This window comes from Mesorhizobium sp. M0571, assembly GCF_040320985.1.
Lineage (GTDB): Bacteria > Pseudomonadota > Alphaproteobacteria > Rhizobiales > Rhizobiaceae > Mesorhizobium.
Genome location: NZ_JAMYQT010000065.1, coordinates 1 through 24,656 on the forward strand (window position 1 = coordinate 1; position 24,656 = coordinate 24,656).

The 24,656-nt window shown below is 62.0% G+C and carries 23 protein-coding genes and 4 pseudogenes; 16 read left to right on the plus strand and 11 right to left on the minus strand.

Annotation, left to right across the window (positions count from 1 at the left end):
- Window positions 1–161 precede the first annotated feature (161 nt).
- Window positions 162–251, minus strand: a complete 90-nt coding sequence (gene kdpF / locus NKI85_RS33890; RefSeq protein ID WP_081609884.1) for a K(+)-transporting ATPase subunit F — start codon at window positions 249–251, stop codon at window positions 162–164.
- Window positions 252–1,835: 1,584 nt separating this feature from the next.
- Here kdpF and NKI85_RS33895 point away from each other — a divergent pair.
- Window positions 1,836–1,907 (plus strand): annotated as a pseudogene (locus tag NKI85_RS33895) (hypothetical protein); the annotation flags it as partial.
- Between the two features lie 12 nt (window positions 1,908–1,919).
- Window positions 1,920–2,420 (plus strand): hypothetical protein, encoded by a 501-nt coding sequence (locus NKI85_RS33900; protein WP_352780237.1) that lies wholly within the window; start codon window positions 1,920–1,922, stop codon window positions 2,418–2,420.
- Between the two features lie 182 nt (window positions 2,421–2,602).
- Here NKI85_RS33900 and NKI85_RS33905 read toward each other — a convergent pair whose 3' ends face one another.
- Both NKI85_RS33905 and NKI85_RS33910 read right to left on the minus strand, forming a co-directional pair.
- Window positions 2,603–2,974 (minus strand): fluoride efflux transporter FluC, encoded by a 372-nt coding sequence (locus NKI85_RS33905; protein ID WP_352531992.1) that lies wholly within the window; start codon window positions 2,972–2,974, stop codon window positions 2,603–2,605.
- Between the two features lie 294 nt (window positions 2,975–3,268).
- Window positions 3,269–5,191 carry a potassium transporter Kup gene (locus NKI85_RS33910; protein ID WP_502896207.1) on the minus strand — a complete coding sequence of 641 codons (1,923 nt, stop codon included), beginning with the start codon at window positions 5,189–5,191 and terminating at the stop codon, window positions 3,269–3,271.
- 221 nt (window positions 5,192–5,412) lie between these two features.
- On the opposite strand from NKI85_RS33910, the pseudogene NKI85_RS33915 reads away from it, so the two are divergent.
- Window positions 5,413–5,574, plus strand: a pseudogene (locus NKI85_RS33915) (MucR family transcriptional regulator); the annotation flags it as partial.
- Window positions 5,575–5,729: 155 nt separating this feature from the next.
- On the opposite strand, the gene NKI85_RS33920 reads toward NKI85_RS33915, so the two are convergent.
- Window positions 5,730–5,942: a cold-shock protein gene (locus tag NKI85_RS33920; RefSeq protein WP_337147979.1), complete on the minus strand. Its 213-nt coding sequence runs from the start codon at window positions 5,940–5,942 to the stop codon at window positions 5,730–5,732.
- A 950-nt stretch (window positions 5,943–6,892) separates the two neighbouring features.
- Here NKI85_RS33920 and NKI85_RS33925 point away from each other — a divergent pair.
- On the plus strand, window positions 6,893–7,372 hold the full coding sequence (locus NKI85_RS33925) for a toll/interleukin-1 receptor domain-containing protein (RefSeq protein ID WP_502896208.1): 480 nt from the start codon (window positions 6,893–6,895) through the stop codon (window positions 7,370–7,372).
- Between the two features lie 58 nt (window positions 7,373–7,430).
- Here NKI85_RS33925 and NKI85_RS33930 read toward each other — a convergent pair whose 3' ends face one another.
- The 4 genes from NKI85_RS33930 to NKI85_RS33945 form a co-directional block, all read right to left on the minus strand.
- Window positions 7,431–8,930: a xylulokinase gene (locus NKI85_RS33930; protein ID WP_352780239.1), complete on the minus strand. Its 1,500-nt coding sequence runs from the start codon at window positions 8,928–8,930 to the stop codon at window positions 7,431–7,433.
- Between the two features lie 112 nt (window positions 8,931–9,042).
- Window positions 9,043–9,921, minus strand: a complete 879-nt coding sequence (locus NKI85_RS33935; protein WP_352780240.1) for a shikimate dehydrogenase family protein — start codon at window positions 9,919–9,921, stop codon at window positions 9,043–9,045.
- A gap of 65 nt (window positions 9,922–9,986) precedes the next feature.
- The gene (locus tag NKI85_RS33940) at window positions 9,987–10,418 is read right to left on the minus strand and encodes a beta/alpha barrel domain-containing protein (protein WP_352780241.1); all 432 of its coding nucleotides are present in this window, start codon (window positions 10,416–10,418) and stop codon (window positions 9,987–9,989) included.
- A 19-nt stretch (window positions 10,419–10,437) separates the two neighbouring features.
- The gene (locus tag NKI85_RS33945; RefSeq protein WP_352780243.1) at window positions 10,438–11,064 is read right to left on the minus strand and encodes a glucose-6-phosphate isomerase; all 627 of its coding nucleotides are present in this window, start codon (window positions 11,062–11,064) and stop codon (window positions 10,438–10,440) included.
- Window positions 11,065–11,308: 244 nt separating this feature from the next.
- On the opposite strand from NKI85_RS33945, the gene NKI85_RS33950 reads away from it, so the two are divergent.
- The 8 genes from NKI85_RS33950 to NKI85_RS33985 all read left to right on the plus strand — a co-directional run bounded on the left by NKI85_RS33950 (window position 11,309) and on the right by NKI85_RS33985 (window position 18,976).
- The gene (locus NKI85_RS33950; protein WP_352780244.1) at window positions 11,309–11,968 is read left to right on the plus strand and encodes an orotidine 5'-phosphate decarboxylase / HUMPS family protein; all 660 of its coding nucleotides are present in this window, start codon (window positions 11,309–11,311) and stop codon (window positions 11,966–11,968) included.
- The gene (locus NKI85_RS33955) at window positions 11,911–12,459 is read left to right on the plus strand and encodes an SIS domain-containing protein (RefSeq protein WP_352780245.1); all 549 of its coding nucleotides are present in this window, start codon (window positions 11,911–11,913) and stop codon (window positions 12,457–12,459) included. Before NKI85_RS33950 ends, NKI85_RS33955 begins: the two co-directional genes overlap by 58 nt.
- Window positions 12,460–12,466: 7 nt before the next feature.
- Complete coding sequence (locus NKI85_RS33960) at window positions 12,467–13,357, plus strand: PfkB family carbohydrate kinase (protein ID WP_352780254.1); 891 nt, start codon at window positions 12,467–12,469, stop codon at window positions 13,355–13,357.
- A gap of 98 nt (window positions 13,358–13,455) precedes the next feature.
- Window positions 13,456–15,051 (plus strand): ABC transporter substrate-binding protein, encoded by a 1,596-nt coding sequence (locus NKI85_RS33965; protein WP_352780247.1) that lies wholly within the window; start codon window positions 13,456–13,458, stop codon window positions 15,049–15,051.
- Between the two features lie 97 nt (window positions 15,052–15,148).
- Window positions 15,149–16,264 (plus strand): carbohydrate ABC transporter permease, encoded by a 1,116-nt coding sequence (locus tag NKI85_RS33970; RefSeq protein ID WP_352780248.1) that lies wholly within the window; start codon window positions 15,149–15,151, stop codon window positions 16,262–16,264.
- The gene (locus NKI85_RS33975) at window positions 16,261–17,307 is read left to right on the plus strand and encodes a carbohydrate ABC transporter permease (protein WP_352780249.1); all 1,047 of its coding nucleotides are present in this window, start codon (window positions 16,261–16,263) and stop codon (window positions 17,305–17,307) included. The genes NKI85_RS33970 and NKI85_RS33975 overlap by 4 nt, the downstream gene beginning before the upstream one ends.
- Window positions 17,308–17,311: 4 nt before the next feature.
- Window positions 17,312–18,388 (plus strand): ABC transporter ATP-binding protein, encoded by a 1,077-nt coding sequence (locus tag NKI85_RS33980; RefSeq protein WP_352780250.1) that lies wholly within the window; start codon window positions 17,312–17,314, stop codon window positions 18,386–18,388.
- Between the two features lie 291 nt (window positions 18,389–18,679).
- The gene (locus NKI85_RS33985) at window positions 18,680–18,976 is read left to right on the plus strand and encodes a tyrosine-type recombinase/integrase (protein WP_502900764.1); all 297 of its coding nucleotides are present in this window, start codon (window positions 18,680–18,682) and stop codon (window positions 18,974–18,976) included.
- A 399-nt stretch (window positions 18,977–19,375) separates the two neighbouring features.
- Here NKI85_RS33985 and NKI85_RS33990 read toward each other — a convergent pair whose 3' ends face one another.
- Window positions 19,376–19,750, minus strand: coding sequence for a hypothetical protein (locus NKI85_RS33990; RefSeq protein ID WP_352528337.1), 375 nt, complete (start codon window positions 19,748–19,750; stop codon window positions 19,376–19,378).
- A gap of 123 nt (window positions 19,751–19,873) precedes the next feature.
- Window positions 19,874–20,565, minus strand: a pseudogene (locus NKI85_RS33995) (winged helix-turn-helix transcriptional regulator).
- Window positions 20,566–20,700: 135 nt separating this feature from the next.
- Between NKI85_RS33995 and NKI85_RS34000 the strand changes: the two are divergent.
- From NKI85_RS34000 to NKI85_RS34010, 3 genes are read left to right on the plus strand one after another with little or no spacing between them, the layout of a single operon-like run.
- Complete coding sequence (locus NKI85_RS34000; RefSeq protein ID WP_352780251.1) at window positions 20,701–21,243, plus strand: acyl-CoA dehydrogenase family protein; 543 nt, start codon at window positions 20,701–20,703, stop codon at window positions 21,241–21,243.
- Window positions 21,215–21,862: an acyl-CoA dehydrogenase family protein gene (locus NKI85_RS34005; RefSeq protein ID WP_352780252.1), complete on the plus strand. Its 648-nt coding sequence runs from the start codon at window positions 21,215–21,217 to the stop codon at window positions 21,860–21,862. Before NKI85_RS34000 ends, NKI85_RS34005 begins: the two co-directional genes overlap by 29 nt.
- Window positions 21,863–21,874: 12 nt before the next feature.
- Window positions 21,875–22,852 (plus strand): carbon-nitrogen hydrolase family protein, encoded by a 978-nt coding sequence (locus NKI85_RS34010; RefSeq protein ID WP_352528343.1) that lies wholly within the window; start codon window positions 21,875–21,877, stop codon window positions 22,850–22,852.
- Between the two features lie 651 nt (window positions 22,853–23,503).
- Here the strand turns inward: NKI85_RS34010 and NKI85_RS34015 are convergent.
- A pseudogene (locus NKI85_RS34015) lies at window positions 23,504–23,821 on the minus strand (damage-inducible protein); the annotation flags it as partial.
- A gap of 197 nt (window positions 23,822–24,018) precedes the next feature.
- Between NKI85_RS34015 and NKI85_RS34020 the strand changes: the two are divergent.
- Window positions 24,019–24,656, plus strand: a 638-nt coding sequence (locus NKI85_RS34020) for a DUF6088 family protein (RefSeq protein ID WP_352780253.1), incomplete at its 3' end; no start/stop codon positions are given.

Here is a 24,656-nt window from a genome sequence, read left to right on the forward strand (position 1 = left end):
CCAGAATTGGCGACAGGAATGTGCGCTCGCCGCTGAAAACGCGATGCATGTAGCCGCCGAGCGGCTTCGCCAGCAAAACGACGATCCCGCAATAGACGAGGATTTGTATCCATCCATTGATAGTCATGGGTATGGCTTTCCGTACCTTGCGCCAGTTGCGGTCAGAAGCGTTCCGGGCGAACGAGGGCGTATGTCAGGTAGGCGAGAAGGAACAAGGTCACACCGCCACCAAGGATATAGTCGACAAGCATGTTGCGATCCTTCCGCCTAAAGCCTGTCACAGGCTTTGATGTAGGCGAAGGACAGGGCGAAAAACAAAACCCCTATCCCGATAACGATGATGTCCATCGTGCATGTCCTTATTTTCGTTTTATTTGCGCTTTACCCCCTCGCCTGCAGCCGGCAGGGTCGGAAATCGGGTAGAAACACTCGCCACCACGATAGCGGCAACCGAAGTTTGTGTTCCCGGCCGAATATGGATCAAAGTGCCATAAAGATTCGAGACGGAGCGGAGAGGAAAGAAATAAGAATCCTATAAAGATTTCGCTATTCTCACCCAGCATCCGTCATGGGACCTCAACGGAACGCTTTGCGCGCCCGTTCAATCGATACCACGCATGGACTTAGCCGGTCGCCGATATGATGCAAGCCACGACGGCTGCGGCCACCAGGATGACGCTGCCGAGCCGCAGCAACATGCCTAATTCGACCGGATAGGGCTGCCATCCGAGCCCTCGCCTCAACCTGGGGCGGCAGGGCGTAGGCTCGCCGGCTCTCCTCCAGGTCGCGAGCGCGATAATACATTCCATGCCGGGGCCCTGCTTGTGCGCGGACAAAGAGGTTGTGCGATGCAATTGGAATTGGTGGAGAAAGTTGGACGCCCGCTTGCGCAAATCGAGCGGCAGGCATCGTATCCGACCTGACGCTCGACGGAATTCATTCGCTATCGACAGCGAGAGAAATAGAGGTCGAAGCACTTGAGGCCTTTGACAGCAACCTGGACGGGTTTGCGCCGGGTCGCCACCAACGATGCGATCCGTCATTCGTTAGGCTACGTCGAGCCGATCTATTCGGCACTTCCCAGCCGGGCGCGCTACGAAAGCGGTTGCCGGTTCCGATTGCCGCAAGGCGTGCTGGGCGCGCAATGCGAGTTTGTTCTTACCATGGGGCAAGGCTTCCCTGCGCGTCAGGAACCGATCACACGCGACTTCCGCTGCGATAGCGATCGGGACTTGCCAGCCGGCTCGGAATCCTTGGAAGACGGACACGCATGTGCATGAGGGCCTACGCAGACACGGGGTCAACTCGCCCTTCAGGCTGCCATTCCACTTCCTCGCTCCGCAAGACGATATTCCGTCGCCAGCGCCGTCGTTGACGTACAGGGTTATGGCATTTTTATTTCTTGCGGCTCCCGCACGAATGGAGCTTTTATGGGTGTTGACCCACGTATGCGTCATGCGGCGGCCCGCAGCAGGCAGGGAGGCTGGTAGGCTCTTACGCCAGCAAGTTGTCGCGTAGGAAGGCATGTAATAGGCTGGGAGTTGAACCAATGGCCGATGTTATATCGAAGCTGCGACGCGACACCACACTGTTGCCGAATGCCGATCCGCTTTTGGGCTCGGCTTCATCGGAGGCTCCAGCTGCAGTGCGCTACCTTGCGTCGTTTGGAATGCCCGCCTTCGCGACGGTCGTGGCTGTCGGTGTCGACAGCCAAGTGACGATCCCGAACATCTCCCTCGTATTTGTGGTGCCGGTGATCATCGCGGCCGTTGGCTTAGGCTTGGGCCTCCTCCCTCTTTTCGGCGATACTTGGTGCTCTCGCCTACAATTTCTTCCTGACCGAGCCTCGCTATACGCTGATCGTCGACGACCCGGCCAACGTCTGGGCGATCGGACTGCTTTTTGTCGTCGGACTTATCGTGAGTGCCGTTGCCTTTACCTCCCGGCGCAGGGCAACTGATGCGGCGCTCCTGAGAAGGCAGGCGACAGTACTGCAAGGCTACAGCCGCGACGTCGTGGCGGCCGACAACACGAAGGCGATCGTCTCAATCACTGCCCAAGCTTTTGCGGCGCTCTTCCAGGTCCCGGTCGTCGTCATTCTCGTTATGGAGGGCAAAGTGGTTTCCGTCGAGAGAGTCGGCGACATAGAGCCCCAGGAGGCAGAAATCGAGGCAGCGCGATCGTCGTTGGCCACGGGACTTTTCTCGCCCGCCGGAGTCCACCCCGCGTTGGCCTCGCGCTTTGACTTCTGGCCTGTTGCAACGGCAGAGGGCCAGTCTGCCGTCATCGGACTAGCATTCGACCCCGATGAACGTCCGTCGGCGCCTACCCCGTTAGTCGACATCGTGCGTCGTTTTTTGGCCCTTGCCCTTGACCGTCAGAATTTCCGCGAAGCCACTATGCTCGGCCGTAAGTTGTAAACCCGAGGGGAGCGAGACACAGCAAACGTCGGCAAACCACACCCGATCCTGTCCTTGGACGCTCTCCTCGGCATAATGAGCGGTTGATGCGCGTGCCGCCTCGACTGCGCCATTCCTCGACATTCCAGCGCTTATCCAAAGCCGCCCTTCGCCTTGCAGCCGGAGTCAAACCGTGCCGACATTCATAGCCAGCGACGAACAAGCAAGAATGTCAGCAGCAAAGCGGCTAACGAGACGACGCTTGCCAATGTGTATCCGATTGCGGCGAGCGGTTGATCGCGCTCCCATAGCGTCACAGCATCAAGAGAGGACGTCGAGAACGTCGTAAAGCCGCCAATGATGCCTGTTGTCAGGAACAACCGGGCGTCCTGTCGCCAGTATCGAACAATGCGAACAGTCCGACGACGAGGCCCGTCAAGGCCGATCCGACGATGTTGATCGCAAGCGTTCCATAGGAAAGTTTGGACCGAGCAACCGCAGTGATAGAAGCCCGATGCCGTGGCGCAGAACGCCGCCGATACCAGAGCCAATGAACACGAGGAAAAACCCCACATAAGCCGGCTGCGCGCGCCAAGGGCGTTCGTCAGTAGGCGTCATCAGTATCAGTGCGGATATAGGGCAGATACCATTCCCGTCGCCAGATATGCCAACAAGCCGCTTCAGGTTCAATAGGGCCGCTTTGAAAATAGGTCGGCATTCCATCCCATATCGGCCAGAGGCAGAGGTCCCCTGAGGGAGGCCTTGCACATATCGGCAATCGCCGAAGATTCTTTGGGGATCAGTTCCTCGACAAGAGACCGATTGACCACCTTAGCACGATACTGCGCACGCTGGCTGCTGCCGACCGGTCAGACGGTGACTTGGGTGCCGATCTCGACCACGCGGCCGGTCGGGATCTGGAAATACTGCGTGGCGTCGGCGGCCGTGCTGGCAAGCCCGATGAACAGCCGATCCTGCCACAGCGGCATGCCGGACTTGGGTGAGGCCTTGATCGAGCGCCGCGACAGGAAGAAGGAGGTCGCCATGATGTCGAATTTCCAGCCTTGCTTGCGGCAGAGGGCCATCGCCTTCGGGATGTTCGGCTGCTCCATATAGCCGAACCTCATCGTCACCCGCATGAAGAGATCGTTGATCGGCGTCATCTTGATCCGCTCGCTGTCGGGAACGGTCGGATCCTGCACCGTCACCACTGACAGGATGACGTTCTGCTCATGCAGCACCTTGTAGTGCTTCAAGCTGTGCATCAGTGCTGTTGGAGCGCTTATCCGATCGCTGGTCAGGAACACGGCGGTGCCGGGCACAAGGTGCGGCGGTTTCGCCACCATCTGCTCGGCGAGGAAATCGAGCGGGATCTCGCTCTTGCGGGACTTCTCGAAGAGGAGGCGGGTTCCGCGCACCCAGGTCATCATAACGACGACAACAATGCCGGCGATAAGGATCGACACCCAGCCGCCCTTCCACACCTTCACGATATTCGCCAGGAAGAAGCCGATATCGACGACTCCGAAAAAGACTGCCAGCCCAAGCGCCGGCAGCAGCGTCCACCTCCAGATTCGCCTCATCACGACATAAAGCAGGATTGTCGTCACAACCATGTTGCCGGTGACCGATATGCCGTAGGCTGATGCGAGGGCACTGGACTCACCGAAGCCGACAACCAGCAGCATCACCGACAACGCGAGCAGCAGATTGACGCGCGGCAGGTAGATCTGCCCGGATTGCATTTCGGATGTATGCCGGATTTCGAATCGCGGAAGCACGTTCAGCTGGACGGCCTGTCGCACCAGTGAGTAAGCGCCGGAAATAACCGCCTGGCTGGCGATCACGGTTGCTGCCGTAGCCAGCGCCACCATCGGCACCAACGCCCAACCGTGGTTCATCTCGAAGAATGGGTGTCCGATCGTCCCGCCTCGGGAAAGAACAAAAGCGCCTTGCCCGAAATAACTGAGCAGCAGGCACGGAAATACGATCACTAGCCAGGCCAGCACAATCGGCCTGCGGCCGAAATGACCGAGATCAGCGTAGAGCGCTTCAGCCCCTGTTACCGCAAGAAACACGGCACCAATGGTCACAAAGGCAGTGCCAGGCGAATGGCTGAAAAAATATGCGATATGGAGCGGGTTTATTGCCGCCAGAACGCTCGGATCGTCCGCGATGTGCATCAGTCCGGAAAGCCCGATCGCGAGAAACCACAGCGCGGTGACCGGTCCGAATACGGATGCAACGCTGCCGGTTCCGAAACGCTGCACCGCAAACAGCGCGGCCAAAATAATCAACGTGATCGGCACGACGTAGGGGTCGAAGGCCGGCGTTACCACTTCAAGACCTTCGACCGCCGAGAGCACCGAGATCGCTGGTGTGATGACGGCGTCGCCGAGGAACAGCGCCGCACCACACATTCCAACCCACAGGATTGCCGACGACAAGCGTTTCGAAAGACCCCGTCGCGCAAGCGCCATCAGCGACAGCGTGCCGCCCTCTCCCCTGTTGTCGGCTCGAAGCACGAAAATGATATATTTGATGGTCACGATAATCGTCAGTGCCCAGACGATCAGCGACAGAATGCCGAGGACCTCTTCCCGCACTGCTTGGCTTCCGCCGGTCGACGCATGCAGCGCCTCGCGAAGCGCGTAGATTGGGCTGGTGCCGATGTCGCCGTAAACAACGCCAAGTGCACCAAGCATCAAGATTTTCAGATTGGGCTGGCCAGGCGAACGTTGGGCTGCAGGCTGCGTGGGATCGGCGTTCCTGCCAGCGTCATCATTGGCCATAGACAATTACTCCATCCCAGAACTGGCGGGCTGCGGTAGTCCTGTTGCAACGCAAAAGCAATGGGTTTCGTTGCTGCAATCGGCCAGCCATGACCAGTTGCCGGCGCGGTACCTACCGCCCCAGCCGTGAGGAACCGGCGTGCTGGGTTTACAAGTGCCGTGGCGATGCGGCCGAGCACGACTCGGTAGCAGTGGTCGACCCGGTCGAAGTTTTGGCCGGCTTCCTCGCCAAATGGGCCCTGCCGGCGAATTATCCCATGGTCGCGGCGAACTATGCCGCAGCGCGTTCTGCCCTCGCTAAAACCATGGCCCTCGGCCGCAAGCCGAAGGAGCCCGAAAAGCCGACGCCCGCGAAGCGTCCCCGCAAGAAGGCCGCAGCCTGATTGTAGCCTGCTGGGTCGGTTCCGGCACGTGGCGGAAATGATGAAGGCGAGGAGCAGCCCGCCTTCCCCTGAAACAGCCCGGCTTCACATGGCTTTCCCGAAAGCTTGCAGCACATCCGCGACTTGCCGGCTGTTCCGGGGCGCGAGAGCGAGAATCAGCCCGCTTTGCTAAGATTGCCAGCAGAGGACTTGCCAGTACGGCGGTCCTGCTCGATCTCATAGTTGATCTTCTGGCCGTCAGTGAGGGTCGAGAGGCCCGCACGTTCGACAGCGGAAATGTGGACGAAAACATCCTGACCGCCATTGTCGGGCTGGATGAATCCAAATCCCTTGGTGGCGTTGAACCACTTCACGGTTCCAGTGGCCATATGCATACTCCCTTAGCAATCGCAGCGTGGCCCGGCTGTGAAGCCAGACCAGTTCCCATCGAAACTTCGCGATAGACGCAGCAAACGCGAGAAATCGCAAGTTGCTATTTCGGAATCTAGGCTCATCGCCCTGGGCGGCGTCGATACGTGAACCGCATCCCTACCCTTTCGCCCGGACGTGCTTCGACCAAAAGTAACGTCGGCGCCCGCAACCAGCGCGTCGCCGTCGGCTGGCCACAGGTCATCGGGACTACGGATCGGCGCGACCTCCTGGTGGCCGGCAGTTGAGAGAAGCGTACCGGGCGCATATCACCCGCAGTCGTAGTAGACACCCTTAGTTGCGCGGTACGCAATTCCACACTGCCTTTTTATGCGACCTTCGAAGCACAGATCATGAACATGGGATGACGGGGTGTTGGGTTCGAATTCGCCCCCAGGGGTCAGCTTCGCGCCTCGTTTCGGCCGTTTAGGGTGACAATTCAGATGCTCCAAAGCGGACGTCTGTTGATCGCTGCGAACTCCCCGTCTTCAGTGAAATCCGCCTGCATCAGATTTTTGCATCTCGGCAGCGTACTAGTTTGTGTACTTTTTCGCCCGATGCAAAAGTCGTGAGTTTTGCATCACTAGACTGTCAATAGCACCGACTAAGCAATATAGCACTTGACGAGTTGAGCTCCCCGGCGGGAGCTTGTTCGAGAAAGACATCGGGGGACGTTCACATGGCTAGATGCACAGCGCCAAGAGAGGGCCACCGCTCAGCGAGCGCTGCCGCGAACTGCCCTGCGTGCCGTCACCGCTACGGCCGCTCCAGCGGCTATAGCAGCGGGTCGTACTCGTCCCCGTCCCCGTCCTACTATTCCTCGTCGGGGAGCAGCGGGGGCGGCCGGAGCAGCGTCGGTGGGTCCGGCAGCAGCGCAAAGCCGCGCTGGTCGCGAGCAAGTTCGTCTGTGGTGTACACGCCTGCCGAGGTGCGGACGCTCACGCCGGTCCGCGAAAACGTCGAGAAGCGAGCGTCCGTGCCCGACCTTCGGGACGTCTTTCTTTGCCACGCGTGGGACGACCGGAAAGGGGCCGCCAAGGAGCTGCATGATCTGCTCGAGTCGCGCGGTGTCTCGGTCTGGTTCAGCGAGAAGGACGTCCTCCTCGGCTCGGGGTTGCTCCGCGAAATCGACAAGGGACTGGTGAAGTCGCGAGTAGGCATCGTGCTGGTGACCCCTGCGCTGCTGCGCCGCCTCGCAGGAGAGGGCATCGCCGACAAAGAGCTTTCTGCACTGCTAGCGCGTGACCTGCTCGTTCCCATCGTGCACGACACGACGTATGAAGCTCTCCGCGAAGTCAGCCCCCTGCTCGGTTCGCGAAGCGGCCTGAACACTGCAGAAGATACGATGGCAAATGTCGCGGCCAAGCTCGCCGAGCTGGTCGCCCTCTAGCTTTATTGCCGGGGTGGCTGGCCCGACGTCGCACAAGCGGTCGGCCGGGCTTGGTAGTTCAAGCCAATCTGTCGAGTTCCCCGTAAAGCGCTTGAGAATGGCGGTAAATCTTCTCGAACACCGGCTGCATGCGCGAGTAGGTTTCCCCCCAGGCAGGGTCCGGCCGCACCTCCGGTGAATAACGTACGAAGGCGGCGGCCCCCTGCCGGAGATCGGAGAAGCGTCCTTCCGCCGTCGCTGCGAGGATCGCGGACCCGACCACGCCGCATTCAGGTTCGGTCGGCACGACGATCGAAATGCCATAGGCGCTGGCCTTGATCTTAAGCCAGAGTTCCGACTTTGCCCCGCCGCCCGACGCGATGACGCGCTCGAGCCTGCAACCGCTGTTTTGCTCCATGATGCGGATGTGGCGCGCTACCCCAAAGGCCACGCCTTCCAGAACGGCGCGATGGAGATGGGCGAGACCGTGTCCGGCGGTGATGCCGAAGAACTGGGCGCGGGCGTTGCGGTGGTCGCCGAAGCGCTCGCCGGTTAGATAGGGCAGGAAGAAAAGCCGGTCCGCTCCCGCCGGTGCTTGCGCCGCCTTGCCTGCGATCTCGTCATAACCAAGCGATTTCTCGTGAAAGGCGCGGCGCGCCCAGCGCATGGCATCGCCGCCGGTTTCCAAAAGCATGAACGCGCCCCAGCCGCCTTCCGGCGTGCCGACATTGGAGATTTCGGGATCGAGCAGCGGCTTGTCGGTAATCATGGTGACGATGGCCGACGTGCCCGTAACGTCCGAGCCGAGGCCCGGACGGCATACGCCCGAGCCCAGGAGCGCGACGGGATAGTCGCCGCCGCCGACCAGGACCGGCGTGCCTTTTCGCAGTCCGGTCTCGCGTGCGGCGGCCGCAGTCACAAGTCCGACAATCTCGACCGGCTCGCGGATTGGGGCCAGTTTCGCGATGTCGAGGCCGAGACGATCGCACATCGCGGGCGACCACGCGCCGGTTCTCGGGTCCATGAGGAAGCTGCAGGCGGCTTCCGTCCGGTCCATTGTCGCTTCGCCGGTCATCCGAAAATTGACGTAGTCCTTCGGCATGACGACGGTTGCCGCGCGGCCGTAGGCGTCCGGGTCGTTGTCGCGGAGCCATTGCAACTTGAAGCCCGGCCAGGCGGGTGTCGCCGGATTGGCGCTGTCGGCCAGGTAGTCGGCAGGCGCATATCGGGCCTCGAAAGCCGCCACGAGCGCGGCCGTTCGCTTGTCGTTCCAGAGCGGGACGGTATCGCGCGTGAGTTCGCCATTTCCGTCGAGCAAGACTGTGCCGTGCATGTGCCCGCACGCGGCGATGCTGCTGATACGGCCGGCGGCGCCGTCTACCGTGTCGAGCACCGCGCGCACAGATTGGACGACGCTCGCCCACCAGTCCCGGGGGCGCTGCTCGGACCAGCCATACGCCGGCACGATCTGGTCGTGTTCCACGGCGCGGATGGAGATTACCTCGCCGTCTCTCCCCACCAGGGCCGCCCGCACGCTGCCGGTGCCCACGTCGATGGCCAGGATGAGATCGCTTTTCATGTTCGACCCTTTATTGCCCGGTCGAATCGCCGGGTTTGCGCAGCCGCTCGACATGCGCGTGCGGTTCCATCGTCAGCCATCTAGGGGTAACGAGGATGCGTTCGCGCATTCTTCAGGCCTTTGCCGCCGCCAAGGCGATGTCGGAAAGGCGATCGAATTCCGCGCCTGCGGTCGGAATGTCGATGTGAAATACTTCGGCGATGACCTGCGTCCAGCCATGGATGAAATAAGTCCAGCCATCTTGGATCTGGAGGTTCCGCAACGTCTGCTGGCTGCGCGCCTGGTCAAGAAAGAGCAGATCGCCACGGTAATTGAGGTCCCAGGCAATGCTCTGCTCGGGAAACCGGACGGCATCGGACAGTGGCGAGCCGGGTGCGTCCTTGCCAAGGCCCGTGGCGTTGATGATGAGCGAAGCGGGCGGCAGGCTGGAAACGACTGCGTCGTTAGCTTCGGGTTCGGGAGCCAGCACATAGTCGATCGGCACGGCGGAATCGATCTGGCGATGGACGCGCGCGATCTCGTCGAGGCGGTGCTGGCTTCGATTGGAAACGATGATGCGGGCCGGGACGTCCGCCCCGCGCACCCGCCGCATGAGATGCCATGTGATGGCGATCGTTGAACCCCCGGCCCCCATCGAAAAGAGCGCACCGCCGGTTCGCGCGAAAAAGTCCGTGGACAGGAAATTGTCGAGCGCGAGCCCGGAAGAGATCGGATCCTTGGCGTGGCACACGAGTTGCGTGCCGCGTTTGGAAATACAACTCGTTTCGCCCATCAGCCGCGCATGCGGGTCGACGATGTCGAACCTGTCGCGGCAGGCTTCGTAAAGATCGATCTTGTGCGTGGTCACGAGTGCGCCGCGCGACTGTGGATCGTCGCGGATAAACTCGACTGCCGCGAGATAGGCGGCCGGATCGGCATGAAGCGGAAAGTCGATGCCGGAAATCGCGGCGTCGAGCTTAAGGTGCTTCGCCCAAGCCGGGAAGACTTTCATGATAGAACTCTTGGCCGTCGTGACCCCGATGAAATAGAGAGTTGGTCGCGTGGCCTCGCGGTAGGTCACAGCCGAGTTTTCCGCGCTTGCGCCGCACCGGCGGGAAAGAATTTGACCACCTTCACGCCGAGCCGAGCCGCAGCCCTTTGGTCCGACGGCGTCATCACGCCTGGATAAAACGGAAACCCGACCCGATCGGCACTTGCGACGATCTCGGGATCGGATCCTGACGCAAGGCCGAACCGTGCACCGGCCGCGATCGATTTTTCGAGCGAGACAGCGTCGAGAATCGTGCCCGCGCCGACGCAGAGTTCCGGCCGGGCGTCCCGCGGGGTGCCGCGCACCTGGGCCGCCGCGGCGGTGCGCAAGGTGATCTCAGCGACCGGAAGGTCCCCTTCAAGAAGCGTATCGGCCAGAGCCACGGCATCCTCGACACGGTCGATGGCAATCACGAGCACGACGCCGAGCCCGGCGATGATATCGATCGGATTTTGCATGGGGCTGCCTCCCTGCCGGTCAGTCGGTGCGTTCAAAAAGTTTTGCGATCTCGCTGGGCGCGCGCGCGACGTAGTCTGGATTCTCGACCAGGGTCCAACCTTCGGCCCCATCCGAGACAACGCGGTGACGCATCCCGCGCGAGCGCTCGATGATGCCGTAGTCCTGGCCGGAATCCGCCGGATAGCTGAACATCATCAGAAGATCGTCCGTACCTGTATTGACCGACCGGTGAATCCAGAAGGGCGGCACGTAGCAGATGGTCTGCGGCCCTATCTCGACGATGCGCGTTTCGCCGTCCGGCGACTCCAACTGCATGACGCCAAATCCTTTCTGGCCATAATAGACTTCGGGCCGATTGGCCTTTGCATGGACATGTCCACGCGTCAGGAAGAATTCTCGGGCGACTTTCCCCGGGCTCATTCGCGTGACGCCGAAGATCAGGTCTCCGGGATCGGCGGAGGGGCGGAAATCGCAAACGTCGTAAACGACCGGGTCGCCCGTTGTTTGGATCAGAGCCGTCAGAGCGGCGTCATCCGCATAGATCCCACGAAGGTCGCTCAAACGCTTTGCGTAGCGTCCCGTACTACCAGTCATTGTTCCCGCCAGCATCGAGATGCTGCAGGTTGCCGGCTCAGCCAAATTCATCGACGCCTCATTTTTGCACTTCCGCTACATAATATGAAGATTGTCGTCAAATAATCTCGACGAAGAAATCGGTGTCGCCGTTCGGTTTGGTTTAAAAATGACCGCCCGCCGTCAGGCTGGCTTCACGTTCGGCGCGTTGCCTGTTTGCTTTGAACTCTGAGGGCGCAGTTCCGATCATTGACAGAACTAGAACGACCCTGAAATAAAACACCAGAACAATCTCGTGCCGGATATGGAGTGCCTCGTGTTGTTGCAAATCGCGTTTGACAAGGCCGAGCACCTGGCCTTTCTTGCGCGGATGCAGGGTATCGCCGACATCATCGAGATCGGCACGCCATTGCTGAAGCGGTTCGGCGTCGGCGCGATCGCTACCGCGCGCGAACTGTGTCCCGATACGTTGGTGCTGGCAGACACCAAGACGGTGGATGGCGGGCAGCTCGAGGCGGACATGGTGTTTGGCGCGGGTGCCGCTATGATGACCGTTTTGTCCTGCGCCTCGAAAGCGACCCATGATACTGTAGGCCAGCGCGCCGAGGCGTTCGGCGCCAGCGTGATCGTCGACACGATCACTGAATCGGGCAAACCCGAGCTTCTGCCGCCGTATGCGGAATTTCCATCGAACTTCGCCTATGTCGCCGTTCATTCGCCGACCGACGCGCGCCTGGCGGGCAATACCTCGACCTCGCACATCGATGCGGTCGGCGCGATGCACGCCCGAGGCTTCCGGGTTTCACTTGCCGGCGGGATAGGCCCCGCCACCCTGGAAGCCGCGATCGCCGCAGGACCGGAAATTCTAGTTATCGGCAGCGCCATCACCGAATCCGCAAATCCCCAGGAGATTGCCCGATGGATCCGCGACAGACTGCCTGGGCCCGGCCTTGGCTGGCCGTGGGACAGGAAATAGCCGGCGTTCTCGATCGCATCGATGCCGACGCCTTCGCGCGCCTCGTGGCAGCCTTCGACGATCCCGGCCGGCGCTGGTTCTTTTCCGGCCAGGGCCGCTCCGGCCTGTCGGCGCAGATGGCGGCCATGCGCTTCATGCACCTGGGATACACCGTCCATTGCGTCGGCGAAGTCTCCGCACCCTCGATCCGCAAGGGGAACGCCCTGCTGATTATCTCGGGCTCGGGCGAGACGCCGACCAGCGTCAACTTCGCGCGCCTAGCGAAATCGGAAGGCGCCGACGTGGTGACGCTTACGTGCAAGCCCGGAGGCACGCTGGCGAGCATCGCGGACCTGGTGCTTTCCGTGCCGATCGAGGCCACCGCGCAGTTCGGCGGCAGCCTGTTCGAGCAGTCCTGCTTAATCCTGCTCGACAGCGTCGTCCTGGCGCTGGCCGCCCGCCTGCCTGGAGCCCACGAAACCATGCTGTACCGACACACCAACCTGCAATAGGCTCGTGATGTTGCCCGTCCTCTCCATCGGCGACTGTCTTGTCGACACCGTCGAAATCCGGCCGGGCAGCTCGGAGCGGCATCCGGGCGGAGCCGGCCTCAACCTTGCGGTCGGACTTTCACGCTTGGGTCCTAGCTCCGGCCTCGTTGCTCGCGTCGGCGCCGATCCTGACGGGTTCCGGCTGCGTCGCTACCTGCGCGACGAGGGCGTGCGCCTGTTCGAGACGCGGACCGTCGATCCGACCGGTGTCGTGATGTCCAGCCGGCTGAACGGCGAGCCGGCGTATAGCTTCGCGCCCATCATGTTGCGACGCAGGATCGCGTTTACGGACCCGACGATCACCGCGATGGCCGACGCCGAAGCGGTCGCCGTGAATTCGTTTCCCTTCGACAATCCAGGGCAGGTAGCGGCGCTCCTGGAGGCGCTGCAACGGGCGAGCGGCCTAATCGTCGTCGATCCCAACCCCCGGCGCAGGTTGATCGCCGACATGGCGGCCTTCCGGGACGGAGCCGAACAGGCCTTCGCCCGCTCGTCGATCGCTAAGATCAGCGACGAGGATGCCGACCTTCTCTATGGCGAAACCGACGTCGAGGTCGTCGCGCGCCTGCTCTCCCTGGGCATACAGACCGTCCTGTTCACCCATGGCAGCGATGGCGCCGCGATCCACACGCGCGACGGGCTGGAGGTGCGCGTTCCCATCGCCGAGCGGCCGGACCCGATCGTCGACACCATGGGTGCCGGCGACGCCACGCTGGCGACGGCGATCGCCTTCATCCTCCGTCATGGTCTGCCGCGTTCGCAGACCGGCTGGCGTGCCTGCCTCGAGGAGGCGATGCGCGTTGCGGCCGCCACCTGCCGCCGTGCCGGCGGCGGGCTCGTATCGCTGCCGCTCGCCTGAAGCCCGGGCTATGGCCTTCTCGAAGATCGATAGGGGCGACGGGCACGCGATCTGCGAATCCGGACCCGTGCCTGGCGCCTGCCGCGAAAGCTCTGGACATGCGGACGGATGCCGATATTCTACATTCAAACGCGGGACCGTGCGCATCAACGCAGCGATCCGGCAGAGGTATCGGCACCCTGGCTCACAGGAGAAGCCCGGTCGAAACGGGAGGAAGTTGGATGAAAATTAGATCGTTGCTGGCCGGAGTTTCGGCCATTTGCGCGCTGGCGGGCGCGCCTGCCCAGGCGCAAGACAAGCCGTTCGCGGGGGTGACCGTGAACGTCATCACACAGACAGGCGCCATTCAGGAGCCGCTGCAGCGGCGCGCCCCCGATTTCGAGGCGCTCAGCGGTGCCAAGATCAACATCATCGCGGTGCCCTTCTCCGATCTGTACCAGAAGATCCTGACCGACTGGGCGAGTGGTACCAACTCGGTCGACGCCGCGGTGTTCGCGCCGCAATGGATGGTCGACTACATCGCCGGCGGCTATCTCGACGACCTCACCCCGCGCGTCGATGCCGACAAGGACATCCAGCAGGACGATGTCGGCGCGTTCTTCCGGGACTTCTCCGAGAAGTACAACGGCAAGACCTACATGATCACGCTCGATGGCGACTTCCACATGATGTATTACCGTAAGGACATCTTAGACGCCGCTGGCCAAAAGGTGCCAACGACCTGGGACGAGTATCTTGAGGTCGCCAAGGCCACCCACGGCAAGGACATGAACGGCGACGGCACGCCTGATTTCGGCTCCTGCATCGCCAAGAAGCGCAATGCGCAGAGCTACTGGTTTGTCACCGACGTGGTCGGCTCGATGACGCAGTCCAAGGGAACCAATCAGGGCACGTTCTTCAACACCAAGGACATGACGCCGCTGGTCAACAACGACGCATTCCGCAAGGCGCTCGACTTCCTGTCGGAATCGACGAAATACGGTCCGCCCGATGAACTCAACCTTGACGTGAGCGACACCCGCCCGCTGTTCGCCTCGGGCCGCTGCGCGTTGAATCTCGATTGGGGCGACGTCGGCACGATATCCATTGACCCCGCCCAATCCAAGGTGATGGGCAAGTGGGGCGCCGCTGTAATGCCGGGCGCGAAGGAGGTCCTGAACTGGGACACCGGCAAGCTCGAGGCCTGCTCCGCCGAGATCTGCCCGCATGCGGTCGACGGCGTGAACCACGCTCCCTTCGCCGCGTTCGGCGGCTGGGGCGGCGGCATCAACGCGGCGGCCGATCCGAAGGTGAAGGACGCCGCCTACGCCTTCTTCTCCTACATGACGCAGCCGGCCCAGTCCAACGCCGACGTCACGGTGGGCGGCACCGGCTTTAATCCCTATCGCGCCTCCCAGCTCAGCTACAGCGACCTGTGGAAGAAGGCGAACATGAGCGAAGAGGAAGCCAAAGTGTACCTGGGCGCCATCAACGCCAGCATGAGCAGCCCTAACATGATCCTCGATCTGCGCATCCCGCAGAATCAGAAGTACCAGCAGGTCGTGCTCGACGAGGCGGTTTCGCGCTTCCTCGCCGGCGAGATCGACAAGGAAGCGACCGTCAAGGCCGTCGAGGACGGATGGAACGAACTGAACGACGAGATTGGCAAGGACGAGCAGCTCCAGTTCTACAACGCGACCATCGGCGCCAAGTAGGCGGCTGGGCGATCAACTTGGCGCGTCTCCGGATGCGCCAAGTCCCTTGCATTCCACACCAGTGCCCCTCGCGATGACAGCGCCCGTCGACACGACGATGGAAGCCGCCCATGGCCAGGGCTGGGCCGAGCGGCTTGATCGCCGGTCCGGCGGCATCATGGTGCTTCCGGCGGTCATCGTGCTGCTCTGCTTCGCCATCTTCCCCCTCATCATTTCCGCCTACCTGGCGCTTTCGCGGTTCGCGCTCGCGCCGGGCGGGTTCACGCTCAAATTCATCGGTCTCACGAACTTTCGGAAAGTGCTGGTCGGCTCGCAGCAATACCATCTGCTCGGCCAGTTCGGTGCCTTCGGTCTGGTGCAGTGGCTAAGCGTCGGACTGGTCGCCGCGGGGCTGCTCGTCCTGCTCGGCCGTTACTTTACGCGCGGCGGGCCGACGGTGCTGGGTACGGTCGGGCGCGTTCTGGCGGCTGCCGTAGCCATGGGGCTGACCATGCTCGCCGTCGCGACCGTCGCGCCCGGCGGCGTGCCTGGAACCGTTGTCAATACGCTTCTCTACGTAGTCGTCGGCGTGTTCGTGCAGTTCGCGCTGGGGCTGGGGCTTGCGCTGCTCTGCGGCCAGCCGATCCGCGGCCGAAATTTCTTCCGCGTGGTGTTCTTCATCCCGCTGATGGTCACCCCGGTGGGCATCGCCTACACCTTCCGGATGCTTGCCGACATGCAGAAAGGCCCCTTCGCCCCGCTCGTGCGCGCCTTCGGCGTCGGCGAATGGTCCTGGGCCACCGAGGCCTGGTCGGCGCGGCTGATGGTCCTGATCGGCGACACCTGGCAGTGGACGCCGTTCATGTTCATCGTGCTGCTGGCCGCGGTCGAGAATCAGCCGCGCGACCAGGTGGAGGCGGCACAGCTGGATGGGGCGAGCGGTTTTCAGATCTTCCGCGACATCACCTGGCCGGCTATCGCGCCGGTGGCGGCGACCGTCGTTTTGATCCGGCTCATCGAGGCCTTCAAGATCATCGATCTTCCGAACGTCCTCACCGGCGGCGGGCCGGGCCTGGCGACGGAATCGATGACGCTGCACTCCTTCATTTCGTGGCGCACCCAGGATCTCGGCAGCTCAGCGGCGGTCGGCTACATGCTGCTCTTCATCTCGACCATCGTGTGCGTCTCGTTCTTCAATTTCGTGGTCCGGCCGGCGCGGAGGTTCGAGGCATGAACGTCGAGCCACGCTCGCTGGCCCGCAGGTTGTTCGAGCCTGCGTCCATCGACAGCCAGGCCCCGGTAGCCAGGGTCGTGACCTACGCGCTCCTGTTCCTATGGACGCTGATCGTGCTTGTGCCGCTCTATTGGGTGTTGATCACCTCCTTCAAGGGACCAGGCGACGTCGACAATGGACCGTTCTATCTGCCATTCGTCGATTTCGCCCCTTCGCTCAACGCCTGGAACTTCATGCTCGTGGAAAACCCCACGCTGGGGCCATATCTGAATTCGGTGGTCGTCGCGGTCTCGAGTACACTGCTCGCCGTCCTGATCGGTTCCCTGGCGGCCTATGCCCTCGTGCGCATCCGCTTCCAAGTCAAGCTCGCCGCCATCGCGGTCTTCCTGATCCTGCTCGCGGCGGTGATCGCGGCGGTCGCGACGTTCGGCGTGAAATGGCAGGTCGCCGTCAGCGTGGCGGTGGCCCTGTTCGGCATCGCCCTGTTCACGCTCGTGGGCCGCACCAAGGCGGCTGTCGGCAATACCGACATCGAGTTCTGGATCATCTCGAACCGCATCATGCCGCCAATCGTTGCCGTCTTGCCGATCTATGTGATGTTTCAGCAGTTGCGCCTGCTCGACACGCAAGTGGCGCTGATCGCCACCTACACGGCGGTAAACCTGCCCATCGTCGTGTGGCTCACGCGCGACTTCTTCGCGGGCATCCCGCTCGACCTGGAGGAAAGCGCCGAGATCGACGGCGCCTCCAAGTTCCGGGTCTTCTTCACCATCGCGCTGCCCCTGGTGCGTTCCGGACTGGTGGCCACCTTTCTGCTGGTGCTGATCCTCGCCTGGAACGAGTACCTGGTTGCCCTGTTTCTCTCCAATGTGGAGGCACAGACGATGCCGGTGCTGGTATCGGCGCAGAACACCACGCGCGGACCGCAATGGTGGAACATGTCGGTCCTGATCGTCGTGATGATCGCGCCCGTCGTCGTTATTTCCACTCTTCTGCAGAAGCATATTGCGCGCGGGCTTCTTGCCGGTGCCGTGAAGGGCTAAGGCGATGCAAGTTACCCTCTCCGAGATCCACAAGTCGTTCGGCGCGGTGAAGGTCGTCAAAGGAATCGATTTGCAGATTCGCGACGGCGAATTTCTCGTGCTGCTCGGGCCTTCGGGCTGCGGCAAGACAACAGCGCTGCGCATGGTCGCCGGGCTGGAATCGGTGAGTTCAGGCCGCATCCTCATCGGCGAGCGCGACGTCACCCACGTTCTACCCAAGTATCGCGATGTGGCGATGGTGTTCCAGTCCTATGCGCTCTATCCTCACATGACGGTCGCCGAAAACATCGCCTACCCGCTGAAGCTTAGGGGCGTTTCGCGCGCCGACCGCGCCGTCGCGGTTCGCGCCGCTGCCGTCAAGGTGCATCTGGAAGAGTTCCTTGACCGCTATCCGCGGCAGCTTTCCGGCGGCCAGCGGCAGCGCATCGCGCTCGCCCGCGCCATGGTGCGGCGGCCGAGCGTCTTCCTGATGGACGAGCCCCTGTCCAACCTCGACGCAAAGCTGCGCGGTCACATGCGCTCGGAGCTGAAGCGCCTCCAGGCCGAGCTGGGCGTGACGACGATCTACGTGACGCACGACCAGGTCGAGGCCATGACATTGGCCCACCGCGTCGCCATCGTGAACCGCGGCGTCGTCCAGCAGATCGCCGAACCACGCCTGATCTACGACGATCCGGCAAACCTGTTCGTCGCCGGATTCATCGGTTCGCCGCCCATGAATTTCCTGCAGGGAGAGTTGGTCGAGGGCCGGTTCGTCTCTGCGGACGGACAGTTCGCCACCGGCAGCGCCGAAAGCAGGAAAGGCGTCACGGCCGGCCTGCGGGCCGAGGATTGCCGGGTGACAGGCCCCTCGGAAGGCAAGATTGCCGCAAGGGTCTATGCCCTGGAGCTTATGGGCGACCATACGCTGATCACCTGCCAGTTGGGCGAGGTGATCATGACGGTCAAGGCCGACAAGTCGGCGCACTACGAGATGGACGAGCCGATCGGCGTGACCTTCGCAGACCCGGCCGTGTTCCTGTTCGATACCGAAACCGGTGTGCGCATCCGTAGCCGCACCGCTGTGGCGGCGACTGCATAAAGCTCTCGCGATCGCCAGGTGATTGGTTCTGAGCTTGTGGTGATCACCGGCGCGCGCACGTGCTGCTCCAGCGTGAGGGCTTCGCGGCCGCTGCTGGGCGGAGTGCCTCAACGCCCGTGCTTCATTTCCTCTACAACACGACCGTGAGAATGGTTGTCTGCGCCCCTTTTCACTGGAGAACGTTGGATCCCGGTTCCTCTCCCTCCGCCAAATCTCAATGACTTAGCTCATGGCGGAAGTCGGACGGCCCTTCGGGGTAACGCCGGGGTGAGCGCGGATGCTGTGCAATTCATGTTGTCGAAATACGTGAACGTCGCAGCGGAGACCTGCCGCTCCCTGCGTTCAAAACACGTTTCGCCGCACACGCTCCGGCACAGCGCCGCCATGGAACTGCTGTTGGCTGGTGTCGACCTAGCGGTGATTGCGCTTTGGCTTGGCCATGAGTCAATTCAAACGACACAGACCTACCTCCATGCTCATCTCGCGCTGAAGGAGGCCGCATTAGCGAAGGTGACAGCTATGGAGGGGCAAAAAGGCATTCGCTTCAAGCCGGGCGACAAGCTGCTGGCATTCTTGAATGCGCTTTGATTTCTCAATGTTGGTGCTGGGCAGCGACTTGCCCGGCACCAATACTCCCTGCTCGGATCCTCATGACAGAGTTTCCAGCTAGCTGCCAAGGGTTAAGCTTGGCCGTCAGCTCACGACCCTTCTCTGCCCTTCGTTCGGAGCACTTCTACGGCAAGCTCTGACCCGTTCCAGTCGCTCTCGCCATACATGCTGAACGACTGCTGTACGCCGCCAATCGGTCGCTGAGATCATCGCTGTGTGCGCCAAAAGCTGCCGTCGCCCTCATGCCACTTGCTGGCCTGATTTCGGCGATCGGACGGACCTGCCGCCCTTCCTCGAAGTATTCAAAGTCCGTCTGTTGGCCGCTACAGCCGCGCTTGGACGCAATGGGCAAGCATCGCCATATCTTCCGATCCGACGTCACTGACCACGGATGAATTCCAGTGGCATTGGCTTGGGCGGGGTCGAGCCGGGCGTAACGCAGGTTTCGCCGTTGCCTTTGTCGATCCTCAGAAGGCCGTCCACCAAGGTGTAGTAGCAGCTCCAGCGCACACCACCATCAAGCGAGGAGAGCTTGATCTCGCCCTGGCTGCCCAATTCCCAATAGAGGCGCAACGTCGCGAAATAGCGGTAGCCGAAGACGCCGTCATCGTGAAAGGTGATGATCCGACCGGAGCGGTCGGTGGGTGTCCAGATGCCGAGCAGGCTCGCCCGCTCCTCAGCCGTCGCCGACGTGCCACAGCCGCCAAGCGCCGCCGCCAGCGACAGCGACACCAACCACCTGATTGATGCCATAGGTCTCTCCAAGCCCTTCGTTTGCATCATGTCGCATGCCGCCGCGCCTGCATCGAGCGGAAGCACGGCCGCTTCGCACTTGGTTGGCCGGGAATTAGCTGAAAGCGCCCCTTTGGCCAATCTCTACGGCACCCGCCGAGGCTCGTGGACGAATGCGCTCAGTCCAAGCCATTGCTGCATTGATTGCGCGAGCGCCGGGTCGCCTTCGATCTGCAACTGGCCGTTGGCGGCTTCCTGCTTGATCGTCGTCAGCCCCATCCAGATTGCCGTCATGGAGCGCAGCGAACTCGTTACGAGAAGATCAAGTTCGTGGCCGGGATCGAAATTGCAGAGGTCAACCGTGCCTCCTTTGGTCACGAGCCACCAGTTTTTTGGGAGGGTGGAAGCTCGGAATACAGAAACTGTATCATACACCTCCGCTCGGGCAGCAGCTTCACGTTGAGGCTACGACGCATATCCCACATGAGTAGGGACGGGTCGAGGTTCTTCAGCGAAAGCCGGGACTCCATCCAGCGCTGCGCCCATTTGCCGAGCCCCATGATCAAGGGCCGTAGTTCCTCCCCGGCCTCGGACAGCCGATATTCGACGGAGCCGTTGGCCCTCGGCCAGGTGACTACGACGCCGGTGGCCTGCAGTTCCTTGAGGCGCTTGGAGAGCAGGGCGGGGGACATCTTGGGCAGCCCGCGCCGCAAGTCGCTGAAGCGGGTGCTGCCGCAAAGAAGCTCGCGCACCACCAGCGTGGTCCAGCGACTGCACAGGATTTCTGATGCCATCGATACGGGACAGAACTGGCCGTAACTTCCGCGCTCTTCCATGGGCACCCCGCAACTCGGCCGTTCGAGAAGTTACCGCACATCGAGGCTTTCGGAAATAGCGGGCAGTACAGATGCTGAACTAGAACGTCCGGCCATTACCGACGATCCTTCAGCCTCCTATAGATGGAGGATCTCATGTCACTGCACGCAACACTAAGCACCTCGGCAGGTTCACCTACGGTCGACACGGTCAACGAGGCCAGCGACGTCGTTGCCATAGCGCAAGGCCTTGCGCCCAAGCTCGCCGCCCGCACTGCCGAATTTGACGAGAACGATCGTTTCGTGGCCGAGAATTACGTTCTCCTGAAGGAGGCCGGTCTGGTTGAGGCTGGCGTCCCCCGCGAGTTGGGCGGCAAAGGCGCCGGAATACCGGAACTTGCCAACATGTTGCGCATGCTCGCCCAAGCGTGCGGATCCACCGCTCTTGCCTTTTCGATGCATACCCATCAGGTCGCCATTCCGGTTTGGCGCTGGCGCCACCAGAAGATCGCAGCGATAGAACCCCTTCTGAGACGGGTCGCCGCTGAGCGACTGATCTTGCTCTCGAGCGGCGGCTCCGACTGGATCGGCGGTTCCGGCAGGGCGACCAAGGTCGAGAATATCCGCGCGCAAGGGCTTCACCTCCGGCGCCGAGGCTGGAGATCTGCTGATGACCGGTGCCGTGGTGGAAGGAACTAACACGGTGATCCACTTCGCCGCCCCGATGAAGGCCCCGGAAGTGCGCGTTGAGCAAACGTGGAAGGTGCTGGGAATGCGCGGTACCGGTTCGAATGACGTGGTCATCGACAACCTGTTCATACCCGAAGCGGGTGTTGCATTTTCGCGCAGTGCCGGAGAGTGGCACCCGGTGTTTCAGATAATCGCCACGATCGCATTCCCGCTGATCTACGCCGTCTATCTCGGTGTTGCAGAGCGTGCGCGCGACCTTGCGGTAGATCTGGCGAAACGCAAGGCACCGACACCCCACAGTCTCGACCTCGCAGGTCGAATGGAGACCTCGCTCCGCGCCGCGCGCCTCGCTCACCGCTGGATGCTGGAAACGGTCGACCTGAATGCCCCTTCGGCAGACACCGTCAATGAAGTGATGATCGGCCGATCTCTCGTCGCCGATCATGCGATACGGACCGTCGAACTCGCGCTGGAACTAGGTGGCGGCATGGGGTTCTACAGACGGAATGGGCTAGAGCGTTGCTTTCGAGACATCCAGGCCGCCCGCTTCCATCCGCTCCAGACTGGGCCGCAGGCTCAGTATGCGGGCGCGATGGCGCTGGGGCACCCCGTCGCCACCATCTTCTAGAGAGTCTATGCGATGGACACCAGGATAGCGATCTCGCAGAAGCCGCCGGTGCTGCTCGACCTCGAAGCGACTTACGAGCGCGCAATCGCATCAATCGCCGAGGCCGCGGCAGAGGGGGCGAAGCTCATCGTTTTTCCCGAAGCCTATCTGCCCGGTTACCCGACCTGGATATGGCGGCTGCGCCCGGGCGGTGACATGGCGCTTGCCAATTCCCTTCATGCAAAGCTCCGCCGCAACGCTGTGGACATCTCCGCCGGAGGCCTCGACCGGCTACGGGAAGCGGCGGCGCAGCACGGGATGATCGTCGTCATGGGACTGAACGAGATCGACTCCCAGTGCAGCGGATCGACCCTCTATAATACGGTCGTGACGATTGGGTCTGACGGCTCGATCCTCAACCGCCATCGCAAGCTGATGCCGACCAATCCCGAGCGGATGGTATGGGGCTTCGGCGACGCCAGCGGCCTTCGCGTCGTCGAAACACCGATCGGCCGCGTCGGCTCGCTGATCTGTTGGGAGAGCTACATGCCGCTCGCTCGCTTCGCGCTTTATGCCCAGAACATCGACATCTATGTTGCGCCCACCTGGGACAGCGGCGAGACTTGGCTTGCAACCATGAAGCATATCGCTCGCGAAGGTGGCTGCTGGGTATTGAGCACCGCGACAGCCCTGGAGGCCACCGATATCCCGGAAGATTTTCCTGATCGCAGCAAGCTCTTTGCCGAGGACGAATGGATCAATCCGGGCGACGCCGTAGTGGTGAAACCATTCGGCGACGTTGCTGCTGGCCCGCTGCATCGGGTGAAAGGAATTCTCTATGCCGACCTAGACGTAGACGCGGCCCGCGCCGCACGAAGATCGCTCGACGTGGCCGGACACTATGGCCGCCCAGACATCTTCAGACTGGAGGTCGATCGAAAGGCGAGGCTTGCTGTACATTTCGACGATGGCACGCACGATCTTGAGCTTGGACGCCCTCATATGCCCTGATAGCTGATCTTCTCTAACGCTGTGGAAGGTCAGCATCGGGGCCAGTCCACGACCTTTCAGCAGGTTGAATATCTGCAATCTTCGCAGCGTACACAGAAGTTGCCATACCGGCCCCTAACACGTCATTCAGTGATCGATTCAGCGACGGCCGCTGATGGCGCTGCTTGCTCGTTCCGATCGAGCGGGCGTAGGGCAAAAACCACCCGACCCGGTCCTTTGACGGATCGTGTCCGCATGCTGAGAAGCTGAAGCGCACGTCGCCTCGATCGCGCCATTTGCCGAAATTCCGGGCGCTTCTTTGAAGCCGACGTTCGCGGTACGGCCGAAGTCAGATCCATTTGCGACCTTTGACTGCCCTGCTCGGTACGGGGCCCCAACAGGACGAAGCAAGATCACCGATTCGACAAGTCCACGGAGTGATTGATCAAAACGCTTGCCTGTATGGTGTGACGCCGTCAGCCGCATCCGGTCGCTTCCTGACGGCCGCGAGAGGCAATATACAAGGGGAATAATATCGCTTGCGAGGGAGGCTTCATGGACTGGCAAGAGGGACGGATCGATTGGACGTGGGACGGCAAGTGCGTCTCGACCGGAACGACCCGATATGGCGAGGGCCCGGTCATCCTTCTGTTGCCGGCCCTAAGTTCGATCTCGACGCGGCGCGAGATGCGACCGCTCGATCGCAGGCGCGAAAAGATCGGGCCGGGTAACGCACCACAGCACCTTGCCCACCGTGCGCGCGGCAATACCGGCAGCGAAGAGTGCCGCGGCTGCGCCATCGACGGAGCCATTTCCACCACCCGCGACCTCGTGCAGACCGCCAAAAGCCAACCCGCCTCCCGGCAGAATCCTGTCGATCGCCGCCACTCCGAACGGCAAAACCGTGCGGGCACGCGCGTTGCTGCCTTCGAGGCGCGCGATGCGTTCTCGAAGCTCGGAAATGGCAGCAGGGGGCGCCGATACACTCATCTGACCCTTGAAACGCGGAAGGCCTGTGATATGTTCTACATTTGTTCTCGTCCTGGCTAAGAGTCAACCGGGATGGGGTCGTGCCCCTGCGGAAGGAGGCATTCGATGCTCGGGCCATATCCTTCAATGCGAAAATGCGAGTTCCATTTTTGGAGTTTGGGCGCCACGGAGTGTCCGAAACTTGTAGCATTTCGGACATGCCTATAGTTGAGCCCGATACCGATCTTCGCTCGCGCCTGCTTGCCCGCATTGAGTCCAAACCCGACGAGGTCTGGACCCCCGGCGACTTCGCCGATCTCGGCGCGCGCGCCGCCGTGGACAAAACCCTGCAGCGCCTGGCAGCCGCCGGGGAGTTGCGCCGGATCGACCGAGGCCTCTATGACCGGCCGCGCACGAACAACCTGACTGGCCGCGCCACCGTGCCGGACTATCGCGCTGTGATCCGCGCCGTCACGCGCCGCGATCGGGCGCGCGCCGTCATCGATGGTATGACGGCCGCCAACGACCTCGGCCTGACGACCGCCGTCCCCGCCCGGATAGAAGTGCTGGTCGATGCGCGGTTGAAGCCAATCAAGCTCGGCACGCAGGAAATCCACTTCAAATACGCTGCCCCTAGCCGCCTCTATTGGGCGGATCGGCCGGGGATGCGGGTCGTCCAGGCCTTGCATTGGCTGCAGGACATGCTGACCCAGAAGGGCGAACGGAAGCGTATCCAGGCGACGTTGCGCCGCGTGTTTGCCGACCCCAAGCACGGCGAGGCCATTCGCGAGGATCTGCGCGCCGGTCTCTCCGCCGTGCCGATCTGGATGCAGGAGTTCCTCCGCGAAATCCTGAG